The sequence below is a fragment of the Vreelandella janggokensis genome (genome assembly GCF_031451615.1).
GTDB classification, from domain to species: domain Bacteria; phylum Pseudomonadota; class Gammaproteobacteria; order Pseudomonadales; family Halomonadaceae; genus Vreelandella; species Vreelandella janggokensis.
Genome location: NZ_JARWAJ010000009.1, coordinates 29,945 through 45,218 on the forward strand (window position 1 = coordinate 29,945; position 15,274 = coordinate 45,218).

Sequence of the window (15,274 nt, forward strand, 5' to 3'; positions counted from 1 at the left end):
GCGGGCCACCGGTCAATTGGATAATCCAGAAAAACGCTATTGCCAATAAAAAAGCCACTCACGAGGAGTGGCTAACGATTGATTGCTGAGACAGTCTGGAAGGAGGAGGGCGCCGCATAAAACCGCTGCCCCCCCTCCAGGGCACTAACCACTCAATACCGGTCTATTCGGCGGTGGCCAGCAGGCTGGCGTTGCCACCGGCTGCGGTGGTGTCAATGCACAGATGGCGTTCGACCACGTAGCGATCCGGCGAGATGGTTTGGGTCTCGAGCGGTATGATGGCGCCATCGCGCTTGGCCAGGGCTGTGCGCAGTTCACAGGTCCAGTCGCTGTCGCCAGCGGCGGCGACCGCCGCGATACCTTTGATGTCACTCAACGTCTCGGCCGAGACGCTTCCATCAAGCCCGGCGACGGGCACCCCGGCATCAATCAGCGGTTTCACCGCCTGTTCGGCGCCTGGCGCGACCAAGACGGCCGCACAGCCAGTACCGAGGGCCTGTGCGGCTTGGGCGATGGCAATATCCAGGGTTGGCCCGAGGCACAGAACCGCTCCCTTCGGGTACATCGCCAAGCGGTTACTTTCACCCGTTGGCCCCGGCAGCGTCTGCGGCGTCATGTCCAACGCAGCCGTCTCGTTGAGCGCCTTGCGTATCACGCCGCCTTTGCCGGATAGCGCCTTGCGTAGCACTTCGATCCGGTTGGGTCGCACCGCCCAGTTGCGCGCATCCAGTCCATCAAGCGCGGATTGGAGATCACCCAGTGAGACCGCTTTTCCTTCTGGTGCATTCCTGTGCTCGGCCTCCGCGGTGCGGCGGAAGCGTGTCACGTAGAGCGGGCCACCGGCCTTGGGGCCGGTGCCTGATAGGCCCTCGCCGCCGAACGGCTGGGAACCGACGATAGCACCGATCTGGTTACGGTTGACGTAGACGTTGCCGACATGGATGCGCTCGACGATCTGCTGCACGCGGTCATCGATACGAGTATGCAGGCCGAAGGTCAGCCCGTAGCCCTTGCCGTTGATGTCATCGACCACCTTGTCGATATCCCGCGCCTTGAAGGTGGCCACGTGCAACACCGGGCCAAAGATTTCACGCTCGAGATCCTCGATGCCGCCAACATCGATCACCGCCGGGGTAACGAAGGTGCCGGTCTCCGGCGCTGAAAGTTTCTTCAGCACCTTGCCGTTCTTCTCGTTCGTCGCTACATAATCGCTGATTTCCTGTTGGGCATCGGCGTCAATCACCGGCGACACGTCAGTATCGGTATTCCAGGGGTCGCCGATGGTCAGCGCGTCCATGGCACCGTAGAGCATGTTGAGCAACCGGTCCCGGGCCTCTTCCTGGACATACAGCATGCGCAGCGCGGAGCAGCGCTGACCGGCCGACTGGAAGGAGGAAATCAGGATGTCGCGTACCGCCTGCTCGGTGAGCGCCGTGGAATCGACGATCATGGAGTTGAGCCCGCCGGTTTCGGCGATTAGCACGGCATCAGGCCCGGCGTTCTCGGCCAGCGCCTTGTGGATGATCTGCGCCACCGGGGTCGAGCCGGTAAAGCAGACACCGGCAATTCGCGGATCGCTGGTCAGCGGTCCACCTACCGTCGGGCCATCGCCCGGGAGTAGCTGCAGCGCCGCTTCAGGCAAACCGGCTTCGCGCATCAACTCGACGGCACGGGCCGCAATCAGGGGCGTCTGCTCGGCGGGCTTGGCGAGCACTGCGTTACCGGCCACCAGGGCGGCCGCGATCTGCCCGGTGGTGATGGCCAGGGGGAAGTTCCACGGGCTGATGCAGACGAAGATACCGCGGGCGCTGCCGGGCTCTTCCGCTTCCAGCCGCTCGCCTTCGTTGGCGTAGTAGCGTAGGAAATCCACTGCCTCACGCACTTCGGCGATACCATCGAACATCATCTTGCCAGCTTCGCGGGTGGTGATCACGGTCAGTTCAGCGATGTGTTCTTCGTAGAGGTCGGCGGTGCGGCGCAGTACCGCGGCGCGCTCGGCCGCAGGGCGTGCCGACCACTCTTTGAAGCCTTGCTCGGCGGCGTCGAGGGCCGTGGCGACCTCTTCCGGGGTGGCTTCATGCACCTTACCGATTACCCGAGAGCCGTCGGCGGGGGAGACCGCATCACGTGCCGGGCCCTTGGGAGCCGGGTTGCCAGCCAGCATCGGGCCTGCAGTCCAGGTGGCGTCGGCAAAGGTTTCACGCGCATCGAGCAGCGGCAGGATCGAAGCCGGCTCGTTGATACGGTAGCCCTTGGAGTTCTTGCGATCAGGCTCGAACAGCTCGCCGGGCTGGCGGATCAGGGGGCTTGATACGTCATTGCCGAGCTGCTTAAACCCTTCAATGGGATCCTTCGAGACCTCGCTCGGGGGAATCGAACTATCCACTACCTGGTTAACGAACGAGGAGTTGGCACCGTTCTCCAGCAGGCGGCGAACCAGATAGGCCAGCAGATCGCGGTGGGCGCCGACCGGGGCGTAGATGCGACAGTGGGTGCCTTCCGACTCCTTGACGATGTGGTGCAGCGACTCGCCCATGCCGTGCAGGCGCTGAAACTCGTAGCTGTCCTTGTCATCGCCCGCCATCTCCACGACGGCAGCACAGGTGTGGGCATTGTGGGTCGCAAACTGCGGATAGATGCGGTCGCGCCGGTCGAGTAACATCTGGGCGCAGGCCATGTAGCTGACGTCGGTATTGACCTTGCGGGTGAAGACCGGGAAGGTTTTGACGCCCATTTCCTGGGAGAGCTTGATCTCGGTGTCCCAGTAAGCACCTTTTACCAGGCGTACCATGATTTTGCGATCGAAGCGCTCGGCGAGTTCGTAGAGCGTCTCGATCATCGGCGCTGCGCGGCGACCGTATGCCTGCACGACGACCCCGAAACCATCCCAGCCGTCCAGGCTGGGGTCGGCCATCAAGGCTTCGATCACGTCCAGGGACAGATCCAGCCGGTCTTGCTCTTCAGCGTCGATATTGAAACCGATATTGGCTTTGGCCGCTTGTTGCACCAACTCTTTAGCGCGGGGCAATAGCTCTGCCATCACCGTGTCACGGTGGGTGTATTCATAACGCGGGTGCAGCGCCGACAGCTTCACCGAAATGCCGGGGCTACCGCGGACATCACCCTTGGCCTGCTCGGCGATAGCAGAGATCGCCTTGGCATAAGCCTGGTGGTAGCGGACGGCATCTTCGTCGGTGCGCGCTGCTTCGCCCAGCATGTCGTAGGAGTAGGTATAGCCTTGCTTTTCGAGCTCACGGGCATTCTTCATGCCTTCTTCGATGGTCTGACCAAGCACGAACTGGCGGCCAAGGATCTTCATCGACTGGCCAACTGCTTTACGCACGACCGGCTCGCCCATGCGCCGAACCAAGCCCCGCAGTGCCCGTGTGGGCCCCTTGGGATCTTCTTCCAGTACCTTACCGGTCAGCAACAGTGCCCAGGTCGAGGCGTTGACCATCGAGGATGCTGACTTGCCCAGGTGGGCGCCCCAGTCGGACGGCTCGATCTTGTCGTGGATCAGGTCGTCGATGGTTTCCGCATCGGGCACGCGCAGCAGCGCTTCTGCCAGACACATCAAGCCGACGCCTTCGGTAGTCGAGAGCCCGTACTCGGCCAGGAACGCCTCCATCATCGAGGGCGACCTTTCCTTGCGCACACGCTCTACGTACTTGGCGCCAACGGCGGCGACTTGCTTGCGGTCATCCTCCGACAGCTTGATACGCTCGATAAGCGCGTGCAGTACATCTGCCTCATTGGCGTCGTAATTCTTGCGAATGCGCGAGCGCAGGTCACTCACGTCGCTATGCAGATGAGGATTGGCTTCGTTCATAGGGGTCTCTCCTTGCTAGCCGACACGTAACGTTATTGCGTCGGTTAGGGTTTAGTCGGTCTTTTGGCAGCAAACACAAAAGATCAAACCAACAGAGGGCTCCTGGGGGGAGCCCTCCTGATACGTTGAATGTATCCTGCGCGCTCTTGCTAGCGGGTAATGTGCTGATACTCGCCGGCATCGGCCGTGGCGCTGCTTACCACCAGGATGGCAAGAAAGGCCGCGATGAAGCCGGGAATGATCTCGTAAATGCCCGGGCCACCCATGAAGGAAGCGTTCCAGCCCAGGGCAATCCAGATCATTACGGTGAGGGCACCCACGACCATGCCAGCAATGGCGCCATTGCCGTTGGTGCGCGACCACATCAGCGACAGGATGATCAGCGGGCCGAAGGCGGCGCCGAAGCCTGCCCAGGCGTTACTGACCAACCCGAGTACCTGCGAGTCTGGGTCCGACGCAATCACGGCGGCTATCAAGCCCACCAGGACGACGCTCACACGGCCCACGTTCACGCACTCCTTGTCCGTGGCCTCTTTACGCAGGAAGAGGCGATAGAAGTCCTCGGTCAGCGAAGAAGACGCTACCAGTAGCTGGCTGGAAATGGTGCTCATGACCGCCGCCAGCAGCGCTGCATACAGGAAGCCGGTGATCAGCGGGTGGAACAGCAACTCCGCCAGGATAATGAAGATGGTTTCCGGGTCTTCGACATTCATGCCGTTGCGAACCGCATAGGCGCGACCAAAAATACCCAGCGACACCGCGCCGATCAGCGAGATGGCCATCCAGCTCATGCCGATGTTGCGGGCAATCGGCACATCCTTGAGCGTGCGGATTGCCATGAAGCGCACGATGATGTGTGGCTGGCCGAAGTACCCAAGCCCCCAGGTCACCGCAGACAGCCAGCCGATAAAGGTCAAGCCTTCCGTCCACGACAGCAGCGTGGGATCGACTTCATTGAGGGTCTGTGATGCCTGACCGAAGCCGCCGCCGCCTTCGCCAAAGAGCACCACCGCCGGCATGATCACCAGGGCCAGCATCATGATGCAGCCTTGGACGAAATCGGTCATGCTCACCGCCAGAAAACCACCGACCACGGTGTAAACCAGCACGACGCCGAGGGTGATCAGCACGCCCGCGCCATAGTCGCTCATGCCGCCAATGTTCACGACCCCCGCAAAGGCGCTTTCGAACAGCTTGCCGCCGGCCACCAGGCCCGATGCGGTGTAGACCGCAAAGAAGATGACGATCACGATGGCAGACACCGTGCGCAGGGAAAGCGACCGTGTCGGGAAGCGGTTTGCCAGGAAAGCCGGAATGGTGATCGCATTGCCATAGTGAACCGTCTGTTCACGCAGGCGCGGAGCGACCAGGATCCAGTTGAACAATGCCCCCACCAGCAAGCCAATACCGATCCAGGCCGATCCCAGGCCAGAAGCGAACATCGCCCCGGGCAAGCCCAGCAGCAACCAACCGCTCATGTCCGACGCGCCAGCTGACAAGGCGGCCACTTTGGGGCTGAGGTTACGGCCACCCAGCATGTAGTCTTCCGAGGAAGAGGTAGCCTTGCGCATGGCATAAATGCCAATGGCAATCATGAGCGCAAAGTAGGCAATGAGACTAATCCAAACACCAATAGCCATGTAACTTCTCCAGTTCGTCAGGACGGCGTTAATTCCGCCCAGTTTGTGCGGTTACCGGGAAGTGCCCGGTAGTGATCCGCATTATTTTTATTAACCCTGTTTTCTACTCACACCACGAGGCCCAACGAGCGCCCGCTAGAACTAGAAAGAGTGTCAGAAGGGTTGATGGCACGGTTGTCAGCAACGACCCCAGTATTATTTTCGACCATAAGAGAGTTCCCTGTTCATGAGTTTTGGTTTGTCGATGATGAGCTGCTCACCCATCGCCCGGCGCCGAAAGCGGCGCATTTCCGCCCAGTGAAGCGGTAATATTGGTAACAGGACGTAAAGCCTGAGCTAACGCTCGAATGTAGAGCGGTGTGGCTATCGGTGTATGCCATTTCCGCGGGAAAATGTGTCAAATTCGAGGTAAGTCGATCACTTATAAGACGTTAGTTGAGTTTGGCAGGCTCTGCCAGCGGATTAAATGGACGGCTAGTCAACGGGCTGGAGAGTCTGCGGGATTGACGAAGCTGGCGGGGAGAAAGGCCATAGCTGCGGCGAAACGCATGCGATAGTGCACTCTGGTTGGCAAAGCCGGTTTGCAGCGCAATATCGGTCAACGACAAGTGGCTCTGTACCACAAGCTGATGCGCAGCATGCAGTCGCTGGCGCTTTACGTATTGCCACGGAGAGAGGCCTGTCTGTTGACGAAAACGTTCTGAAAAATGTGCCTCGCTCAGGCATACCAGTTTCGCCAGGTCGGCAACACGCAGATTGTCGGCCATATGCTGCTGAATAAAACGGTCAAGGTGGCGAATATCGAGGCGCGAGGGTGGTTCAGGGGCATTGCCCAGTCGCCCCTTGAGAGCACCTAGAAAGGTGGCAGCCAGTCGGTCATGTTGAAAGGGCGGCAGGCCAGGGGAGTCGGTCTGGCCAAGCTCGCATTCCATGAAGGCCAGGTAGTGGCGCAGTGAGGCATCCAGGGCAAAAAAACGTGGCGCATCGAACAAGGCGACAAGCTCGCGCTGCTCACCGGTAAGCGCCGGTGCATCTTCTGGCAGGTCCAGTATCAACTGTCGGTTATAGCCGCTGCCCGAGTAGTAATGCTCATGATTTGCGGGCACGATGCAACCCGAAAACGCATTGACACGCCCGCCCAGCCCCTCGATTTCAAACTCCGATGCACCGCACAGAGTAATAACGATCTGGTGAAAATCATGAGCGTGGTGACGCGTAGCGCTTTCCAGAGGAATTCGACGAATGGTGCTGGGCATAGGAGTCTCCGCCGCCACCTGAGTTAATGTGCATGGAGTTCGGTGTGAGCCGCCAAATGATCGCGCAGGGCTTTCAGCTCTGCCTGACCCTCTTCATTAAGCAGGGGCTTTCCCTGAGCCAGTTGCCAGCGCCTGCCATGTTGATCCATCAAGTGGGATGCCCGTCTCCGCACGCCCTCTAAATATTCGTTATGCCGGATGGGGTAGCCGATCAGGGCGTTCCATTCCGTTTCGCTCACCTGGCTGGCCAACGCTTTGTCAAAAAGCGCCAGCAGATCTTTCGGTTCAGTGCGGTAGCGTGGCGTGCGCGAGGTCAGCAAAACGGCCAGGACACTGCCAATCACCAGAAAACACACCCCAAATACCAAAAGATAAAGTGCCATGCAGTACTCCCTTGGGGATTGAGCGTGAAATGACGATAAAGGCCATTATACCGTTCACATTTTTCGAAACGAAAATTTTGCAGATTGCCGAACTTTTTCAGAACAGCGTGTCTGAGTATGTACAGGCAACGTAGTGATAGCAGTCGCTAAAGGTGTTGCCTCGATATTGTTTTGATCCCTTGCTTCCGCTGCTCCATGAGCAGCGGTTTTTTTTGCCTGGCGATAATGGCTTCACGGCAGTGTGCTTTTGCAACGTTCTGCGACAGCCTTCTCAGTGACGGCGAATGGTTAGCAGGGCGACAAGAATATCGCGTCGTGTGACAATCCCTACCAGGCGGCGTTGTTCAACCACCGGATATATTTTGGGTTTTGCGCCCAGCATTTCCTGAGCCAGATCGGTGATGCTTTTCGCCGGGGTGACGCTGAGCACCTCATTGCGCATCAGTTCCTTGACCAGTGGCGCCTCATCGTCATGGTACACGCTGTCAAGAACGCGGCCCAATACATCCTGTTCTGAAATAAAACCGATCAGGTTGTCGTGCCGATCAACCACAGGCGCACCCGGCAGACGATGCAGCGCGAGTCCCTGGGCCAACGTGGTGATCGACATTTCCGGCGAGACACGATAACAATCGCGAGACATGATATCGCGTACATTGTGTGGCGTGGGTTTTGACATTGCGGCTCTCCTTTTGCGTGAGCATGGCGAACGTTTTGTTAACCGTCACTTTATTCACTTTAGAAGATTTACATACAGATGCGATGATCATCCTGCAGGGGCATTCAACGTTTTAAAGGCGCTTGTAAAGGGGCGCGAGCGTCGCAATTGTTACTTTTATCTGGTCGAATAACCCAAGGGGCTAACGACAACTGACCCTAATGACTTAGCGTGAGGAAACATTATGGACGCACGTGAATATTTGAATCGTAAAGGGGTGCCGCTGGATCGCGATGCCGACCGCCCCAACACGCTGGAAGAAAAATCCTGGGAGCGTGCGCGTGAGGCCGGGCATCAACGTCCCAAGGTGGGGACACCCCACGATTGGGAAGAGTGGGAGCGTTATCATGATGATCTGGCGCACGACGCTGACGCGCTGACGCAAAAAATCGACAAGGACGCACACCGCAAGACGAAGGTTAACGAGTCCACCAAGGCTGAAGCGACGCCCACTGTTGATAAAAGCGTTGAATTTTACACTCCTGAAAAACCATCCGGTAATGAATCGGCGACGCAGCCACCGCCGCTGACAGACATGCCTTCATCGGTGAAGGCGGCGTATTATGCATTGGCAGTGCTATTCCCGCCATTGGCGGTAGCGCTGACGGATGGGGGCGCACGACGCGTCACCATCGCGACCTTACTGACGCTCTGTGTCTGGCTACCAGGGGTTGTTTTCGCTCTTGTATGGCTTCGCCGACAATAAGGCGCCAATTCCCAGGCAGATTCACCTACACAGGCGATGTTTTTGCCCGTCAGCCATTGGCAATAGCGATGCGCGACGTATAATCCACGTCAACTTTTATATTATCTGGGGTTTACGATGGCGTATCTCGTCGGTGTCACCGCGCTGTGGGCGTTCTCTTTTTCGCTGATAGGCGTTTACCTGGCAGGCCAGGTTGACAGTTATTTTGCGGTACTCCTTCGGGTAGGGCTTGCCGCCTTGGTGTTCTTGCCGTTCCTGCGGCCGAGCCTGTTAAAAGGCAAACAGCGTTTGGCACTGATGGTGCTGGGCGCCATTCAGCTTGGCATTATGTACACCTTCTTCTACCAGTCGTTTATATTGCTGTCGGTTCCCGAAGTTCTACTTTTTACTATCTTTACGCCTGTTTACATCGCATTGCTGGATGATCTGCTGTTTGGTCGCTTCACGCCGATCTACCTGTTAAGTGCTGCCCTGGCCGTCATTGGCGCGGCGGTTATTCGCTACGATGGGGTGGATAGTGGTTTTTGGGCAGGCTTTTTAGTCGTCCAGGGAGCCAATCTGTGCTTTGCCATTGGCCAGGTCGGCTACCGGCGTTTAGCGGCTGACTTGCCCGCTGACTTGCCTTGGCACAATGTGTTTGGCTGGTTTTTTATTGGCGCCATGGTGATTGCGCTGCCGGTCTTTCTAGTGTTCGGTAATAGTGCCGCCTTGCCAACAACCAGCGTGCAGTGGGGCGTGCTGGCCTGGCTTGGACTGGTCGCGTCGGGCGTCGGTTATTTTGCCTGGAACCAGGGTGCCACGCGGGTAGATGCAGGCACGCTTGCGGTCATGAACAACGCGCTGGTACCCGCAGGGCTGGCCGTCAACCTGTTGATCTGGAACCGTGAAGCCGATGTGGCTCGGCTGTTGCTCGGCGCGGGGATCATGGCAGCGTCGCTGTGGCTGAATCACTGGTGGCTGCAGCGCAAGCAGGCGCACCCTGCCTAGGGCCTGTTGACGTTTCACTCACGTAAGTCCATTTGCCCGCGCTGCCTGCTCTGGCCATAATGGCTTGATCTTACTTGTGTCGACTCACGACCCATCATGTTCAGGAAGCTGCTGTGCCATCGAATACGCCAAAGGAGTCAGGGCGGCCATTTAGTACCATCGGGCTAATTGGCCGCCTGGGCAGCGATAAAGTCGTCGACTCGCTGCAGCGCTTAGTTAACTACCTAGTTGAGCATCGCTACCGTGTGCTGGTCGAGGATCGCACGGCCACGGTAATCCCGCACCATGGTCAGCCCGAGGCCAGTCGTCGTGCGCTGGGGGAAATGTGTGACCTGGTGATCGTGGTCGGCGGCGATGGCAGCTTGCTTGGCGCGGCCCGCACCCTGTGCCATAGCGGTACGCTGATTCTAGGCGTTAACCGCGGGCGGCTGGGTTTTTTGACCGATATCTCCCCGGATGAACTGGAAACCCGCGTTAGCGAAGTGCTGGCCGGCGAGTTCGAGCGCGAAGAACGCTTTCTGCTGGATATGGCGTTATATCGCAACGGTGTGATGGTGGGCTCGGGGGAAGCGCTCAACGAAGTTGTTGTCCATCCTGGCAAAGCGGTGCGCATGATCGAGTTCGAACTGTTCATCGATGGCCAGTTCGTATACAGCCAGCGTAGCGATGGGTTGATTATCGCTACGCCGACAGGCTCTACTGCCTATGCGTTATCCGGGGGTGGGCCGATCATGCACCCCAAGCTGGATGTGATTACCCTGGTGCCGATGTTTCCGCATACGCTTTCAAGCCGCCCCATTGTGATTGATGCGGCCAGCGAGATTCGCCTGCACATCGGTGAGACCAACCAGTCCTATCCCCACGTCAGCTGCGATGGGCAAACCCGCTCGGTTGCCAAACCGGATGATGTTGTAGTCATTACGCGTAAGCCAGAGCGAGTCCAACTGGTGCATCCCATTGGGCATAATTTTTACGAGGTGCTGCGCAGCAAACTTGGCTGGAGCAACCGGTTGGGAGACTGAAGATGGTTCATCAAGTCGCCGCCAAGCCGGTGTTTGAAGGCTATGATCTGATTGGGGACGTGCACGGCTGCGGAGCAACACTTGCAGCGCTGCTCGAAAAGCTTGGCTATCGCCAGCGCAATGGCGTCTATCGCCACCCGCGGCGTCGGGTGATATTTCTTGGTGATCTTATCGACCGGGGGCCACGTATCCGTCTTGCCGTGACGATAGCCCGGCGTATGGTCGAGTCCGGCGAGGCCCAGATCGTCATGGGCAACCATGAATATAACGCCCTGGCGTATACCCACCCGGCACCGCCGGGTAGCCAGCAGCGCTGGTTACGCGAGCACACACCGCGTCACAACCGGATTATTCAAGACACGCTGGAACAATACCGCGACCACACCAATGAATGGGAAGATACGCTGGCGTGGTTTAAAACGCTGCCGCTGTTTCTCGAACAGGATGGCTTTCGGGTGGTACACGCCTGCTGGGATCATCAGCTGATAGAGCAGTTCAAACAGGATTACCCCGATGGTTGCATGGACGACGATTTTCTTGTCGCCTCGACCGATCCGACGACCCAGGCATTCCGCATCCTGGATCGCCTGACGCGGGGCAGCCATCTATCGCTTCCTGATAATGTCGCTATTCACTCGGGAGATGGGTTTACACGGCGCAGCTTCCGAACCCATTTCTGGGCGGCATCGCCACAGTACTGGGGCGATGTTGCCTTCCAGCCCGATAATTTACCCGGCGATCTAGAACAGCGGCCGCTTACCCAAAATGAGCGTAAGACGCTGAGTTATTACGGTCCCGACGAACCGCCTTTGTTTATTGGCCATTACTGGTGTGAAGGCATACCTGCGTTACCCACCTCGAACATTGCCTGTCTGGATTACAGTGCGGTGAAGTATGGCCGTCTGGTTGCCTATCGTTGGAATGGCGAACAAGACTTGAATGCTGACCAGTTTGTCTGGATTCGTGTCGCCAGAGAAGAGCAGCGTGTTTTAAACACCTTGCGGGACGACGATGATTGAGCTGAATTGTTGTTGTTACATTAATTTACATAAATTTTGCAAAACATATGAACTAACGCTGCCGCCGCTCGTCAGATTAAGTGTTCCCTTGAATGATCCCTTGCTATTTACCCGGCGGCCCCCTCCGCCGGTTTTTTTTGGTGAAAATAATAACCACTGTATTGCCACGTCCAGGCGTGATCTATCCAATGGGTTGCCAAGCTTAGCGTTTGTATGAAAAGCCTATGTCGTTATCATAAAGGAAGCCTATGCACCCCGTAATGCGTTTACCCCCTGACGTCGACACCCAGGCGCTTCGCAAAGCGCTCTGGCGTTATCGTATTGGGCACCGGATTACCGCTGAAGGCGATGCCCAGGTGCTCTGGGTCGCCGACCCGGGTCAGCGTGAAGCGCTTCTCGCGCTGGTGGCCCGCTGGCAGCAGGGTGAACCTCTTGAGTTAGCGGAGCAGGTCTCAAAGGTGGATTCCCCGGCGCTATTCTCAACGCTTAAACGGTTGCCGGTTACCGTGGCCATGGTGGTGGCGAGTCTGGTGATCTTCGCGCTGATAGGTGTGTTTGGTGATCTGTTGATTGTGGCCCTCACCATTGTGCCGATTGGCATCGTGGGTGGTGAGCTAACCTACGGGTCGCTGACGGAGACGCTGGCCAGCGGCCAGGTATGGCGCCTACTGTCGCCAGCGTTTCTGCATTTTGGCTGGATGCACCTGATCTTCAACCTGATGTGGGTATGGTATTTCGGGCGGCAGGTTGAAGCGTTACAGGGCGGAAGGACGCTGCTCCTCCTGCTGGTCGTCGCAGGGGTGTTGGCGAATCTGGCCCAGTACGCGACGGGTACAGTGTTATTCGGCGGTATGTCGGGCGTCGTTTATGCCTTGCTGGGTCACGTATGGCTGATGTCTAGACGGGCTCCGGGAAGCGGTTTTTTTGTGCCGCAGATGCTCGTCGTGTTCATGCTGGGCTGGATGGTGTTTACCATGACCGACATGGCCGGGCTGGTAGGTTTTGGCAATGTTGCCAATGAGGCCCATCTTGGCGGATTGATCGTCGGCCTGATCACGGGCTGGTATTATAGCGCGCGGCGTTTACGGTCTTAACTGAGGAGTTTGGCATGAGCGACATGACCTTCGACAAAATGATCAACCAGATGACCCCGGCGATTTACGAGAGCCTCAAGCAGGCCGTATCGCTGCGCAAGTGGCCGGATGGACGCTACCTCACGGCTGAGCAGACCGAGTTGTGTCTGGAAGCCGTGATGCGCTATGAAGCGGAAAACAACGTGCCCGAAGCGAACCGTGTCGGGTATCTGGAACAGCGCACCTGTGGTGCTGGCGCCACCGGGCAGGGCGTTTCACCGGAAATGGCCGGTCTTGCCAAGGATGCGTCGCGTGACTGATGGGTTAGTGCAGGGGTGCTTGCGTAAAATGGCGGTGGAACCGGGCCCGACCCAGGCTCAACCTGTCAGCTACCAGCTGCGCGTGGGTGAACACCGCATTGACTTGAACGAGCGGTTGGGGTTTCCGTTACAGCTGCGTTGGAGTGGTGCTATCGCCTGCACCCACTGCGGTCGTGCAACCAAGAAAAGCTTTGCCCAGGGTTACTGCTACCCCTGCTTCAAGCGTCTGGCCCAATGTGATACCTGCATCATGAAGCCGGAAACGTGCCATTATTTTCAAGGCACCTGTCGCGACCCTGAATGGGGAGAGCAGCATTGCTTTCAGCCGCATATCGTTTACCTGGCCAACTCGTCGGGTTTGAAAGTGGGAATTACCCGTAAAACGCAAATGCCCACCCGTTGGCTGGACCAGGGGGCGATACAGGCCTTGCCGATTCTGGAAGTCGATACCCGCCAGCAATCAGGCTTTGTGGAGATGCTGTTCAAGGAACATGTCGGTGATCGCACCAACTGGCGGGCCATGCTCAAAGGCGATGTGGCGGAGCTTGATCTGAAAGCCGAACGCGATCGCCTGATGGCCGCAACCGCCAGCGGCCTTGGGCAACTTAGAAGCGAGTATGGGGCGGATGCCATTCGCGAACTGGATGGCCAATACCATGCCTTTCACTATCCGGTGGAGACCTTCCCACGCAAGATTATGTCGCACAACTTTGACAAACAGCCGGAGGTCAGCGGTATCTTGCAGGGGATTAAAGGCCAGTACTTGATGCTGGATACCGGCGTGATCAATCTGCGTAAGTTTACCGGTTATGAGGTTAGCGTCGCTTAATACTGCTTAGGCGTCACCGTAGCCCAGTGCCTCTTGCAGGTATTGGGCGTGACTTGCCACCCAGCGTGGGTCAATCGCCCCCCAATCACGTATCTGATAGCGGCCGATGTTATGCCGCTCTCCCTTATCCTTTTCGAACACACACTCGATATCCAACTCAGCAAGCGAAGTAATGGTATCTTGCGCGGTGCGCCTTGGCATGCCGGTCGCCTCAATCAAGGCCGGGACGCTGGCAGCGCCTTGGTCAATCAGGTACGCCACGTACAGGCGACGGTAAAAGCTCGATTTGGTTTTGCTTAACGGCGCGGGCATGGCGCATCCTTTATGGGGTTCGACAGTAACGCTGCCCAGTCTAATAGAATAAATCCCCTTGCGCGCGCGGCGGGCGAAAATCGCGGGTATTCAATCCCTGCTCGGTGCGGGACTGCAACTTCCACTGGCGGCTGGCACGATTAAACCGCTGGCTGATCATTTCGGCAAACACCCCTTCACCGCGGAAACGCTTGCCAAAGCGGGCGTCATAATCCTTCCCACCACGGCACTGTCGAATCAAGCTCATCACTTTGGCAGCCCGCTCGGGGTAGTGGGCTTCCAGCCACGCCTCGAATAACGGCGCCACTTCATGGGGCAGGCGCAATAGCATCCAGGTAGCGGTGCGCGCCCCCGCTCGGCTGGCGGCTTCAAGAATCCGCTCAATTTCATGGTCGGTCAGCCCAGGGATAATCGGCGAAACCAGCGTGCCCACAGGAATCCCCGCCGTATTCAGCTCGCGGATGATTTTCAGACGGGCTTGAGGCGACGCCGTGCGCGGCTCCAGGGTGCGTTTCAGGTTGGCATCCAGACTGGTAAGGCTGACAAAAACCCGCACCAAACGGTGTTCGGCCATTTCTGAAAGCAACTCCAGGTCTCTCAGTATCAGGCTGCTTTTAGTCACAATGGTGACCGGATGGCGACATTCCAATAACAACTCAAGCAAGCGACGGGTGGTTTGGTGTTTCGCCTCCAGTGGCTGGTAGCAGTCGGTATTGCCGGAAAGGTTAATCGGACGGCATACGTAATTAGGGTGGCACAGCTCGTCGGTTAACCGCTCCACTAAACCGCTGCGGGCAATCAGCCTGGTTTCAAAATCCAGCCCTGGCGATAAATCCCAATACGCATGGGAAGGGCGGGCATAGCAGTAAACGCAGCCATGCTCGCAGCCACGGTATGGATTCAGCGAGCGATCAAACGGCAAATCCGGCGAGGTGTTCCACGACAGCGCGCTTTTGCTCACTTCCTCGCGCACCTCGGTTACGATACTTGTGGATGTTTCCTCCCGCCACCAGCCATCGTCTTCCGCAACGCTTTGGGTGGGTGCAAAGCGGTTATGCGGGTCGTACGTCGCTCCACGTCCTTTGCGCACCGAGGAACTGCCATCAGCGTAATGAAAAGCCGTCATTTGCCACCCCGTTTATATATGGCTATATATACAGTATATGATGTTTTGTCCAGT

Annotated in this window: 14 protein-coding genes; 7 read left to right on the forward strand and 7 right to left on the reverse strand. The window is 57.8% G+C overall.

The features are described 5' to 3' along the window. Positions 1 to 163: 163 nt before the first annotated feature. The 5 genes from putA to QC816_RS17940 all read right to left on the reverse strand — a co-directional run bounded on the left by putA (position 164) and on the right by QC816_RS17940 (position 7,787). On the reverse strand, positions 164 to 3,829 hold the full coding sequence (putA, locus tag QC816_RS17920) for a bifunctional proline dehydrogenase/L-glutamate gamma-semialdehyde dehydrogenase PutA (protein WP_309783786.1): 3,666 nt from the start codon (positions 3,827 to 3,829) through the stop codon (positions 164 to 166). A 149-nt stretch (positions 3,830 to 3,978) separates the two neighbouring features. Next, the gene (gene putP / locus QC816_RS17925; RefSeq protein WP_085919908.1) at positions 3,979 to 5,469 is read right to left on the reverse strand and encodes a sodium/proline symporter PutP; all 1,491 of its coding nucleotides are present in this window, start codon (positions 5,467 to 5,469) and stop codon (positions 3,979 to 3,981) included. 431 nt (positions 5,470 to 5,900) lie between these two features. Further along, entirely contained in the window at positions 5,901 to 6,725 is an 825-nt protein-coding gene (locus QC816_RS17930; RefSeq protein WP_085919907.1) for an AraC family transcriptional regulator, read from the reverse strand. 23 nt (positions 6,726 to 6,748) lie between these two features. Next, complete coding sequence (locus QC816_RS17935; RefSeq protein ID WP_085919906.1) at positions 6,749 to 7,108, reverse strand: hypothetical protein; 360 nt, start codon at positions 7,106 to 7,108, stop codon at positions 6,749 to 6,751. Between the two features lie 271 nt (positions 7,109 to 7,379). Next, on the reverse strand, positions 7,380 to 7,787 hold the full coding sequence (locus tag QC816_RS17940; protein ID WP_085919905.1) for a CBS domain-containing protein: 408 nt from the start codon (positions 7,785 to 7,787) through the stop codon (positions 7,380 to 7,382). Between the two features lie 223 nt (positions 7,788 to 8,010). Here QC816_RS17940 and QC816_RS17945 point away from each other — a divergent pair, with 223 nt between their 5' ends. The 7 genes from QC816_RS17945 (at position 8,011) to QC816_RS17975 (ending at position 13,782) form a co-directional block, all read left to right on the forward strand. Next, the gene (locus tag QC816_RS17945) at positions 8,011 to 8,532 is read left to right on the forward strand and encodes a YqaE/Pmp3 family membrane protein (protein WP_085919904.1); all 522 of its coding nucleotides are present in this window, start codon (positions 8,011 to 8,013) and stop codon (positions 8,530 to 8,532) included. Positions 8,533 to 8,649: 117 nt separating this feature from the next. After that, positions 8,650 to 9,519 (forward strand): carboxylate/amino acid/amine transporter, encoded by an 870-nt coding sequence (locus tag QC816_RS17950; protein ID WP_085919903.1) that lies wholly within the window; start codon positions 8,650 to 8,652, stop codon positions 9,517 to 9,519. Between the two features lie 113 nt (positions 9,520 to 9,632). Next, positions 9,633 to 10,541, forward strand: a complete 909-nt coding sequence (locus QC816_RS17955; protein WP_085919902.1) for an NAD(+) kinase — start codon at positions 9,633 to 9,635, stop codon at positions 10,539 to 10,541. 2 nt (positions 10,542 to 10,543) lie between these two features. Continuing rightward, positions 10,544 to 11,560, forward strand: coding sequence for a metallophosphoesterase (locus QC816_RS17960; RefSeq protein ID WP_309783791.1), 1,017 nt, complete (start codon positions 10,544 to 10,546; stop codon positions 11,558 to 11,560). Positions 11,561 to 11,808: 248 nt separating this feature from the next. Further along, positions 11,809 to 12,654 (forward strand): rhomboid family intramembrane serine protease, encoded by an 846-nt coding sequence (locus QC816_RS17965; RefSeq protein ID WP_309783793.1) that lies wholly within the window; start codon positions 11,809 to 11,811, stop codon positions 12,652 to 12,654. A 14-nt stretch (positions 12,655 to 12,668) separates the two neighbouring features. Beyond that, a complete protein-coding gene (locus QC816_RS17970) occupies positions 12,669 to 12,953 on the forward strand; it encodes a YeaC family protein (RefSeq protein ID WP_085919899.1) in 285 nt (94 codons plus the stop codon). Then, positions 12,937 to 13,782 carry a DUF2797 domain-containing protein gene (locus QC816_RS17975; RefSeq protein ID WP_422823754.1) on the forward strand — a complete coding sequence of 282 codons (846 nt, stop codon included), beginning with the start codon at positions 12,937 to 12,939 and terminating at the stop codon, positions 13,780 to 13,782. Before QC816_RS17970 ends, QC816_RS17975 begins: the two co-directional genes overlap by 17 nt. A gap of 6 nt (positions 13,783 to 13,788) precedes the next feature. Here QC816_RS17975 and QC816_RS17980 read toward each other — a convergent pair whose 3' ends face one another. Next, positions 13,789 to 14,094 (reverse strand): winged helix-turn-helix domain-containing protein, encoded by a 306-nt coding sequence (locus QC816_RS17980; RefSeq protein WP_264827046.1) that lies wholly within the window; start codon positions 14,092 to 14,094, stop codon positions 13,789 to 13,791. Positions 14,095 to 14,134: 40 nt separating this feature from the next. After that, positions 14,135 to 15,220 carry a PA0069 family radical SAM protein gene (locus tag QC816_RS17985; protein WP_085919897.1) on the reverse strand — a complete coding sequence of 362 codons (1,086 nt, stop codon included), beginning with the start codon at positions 15,218 to 15,220 and terminating at the stop codon, positions 14,135 to 14,137. Between the last annotated feature and the right edge of the window lie 54 nt (positions 15,221 to 15,274).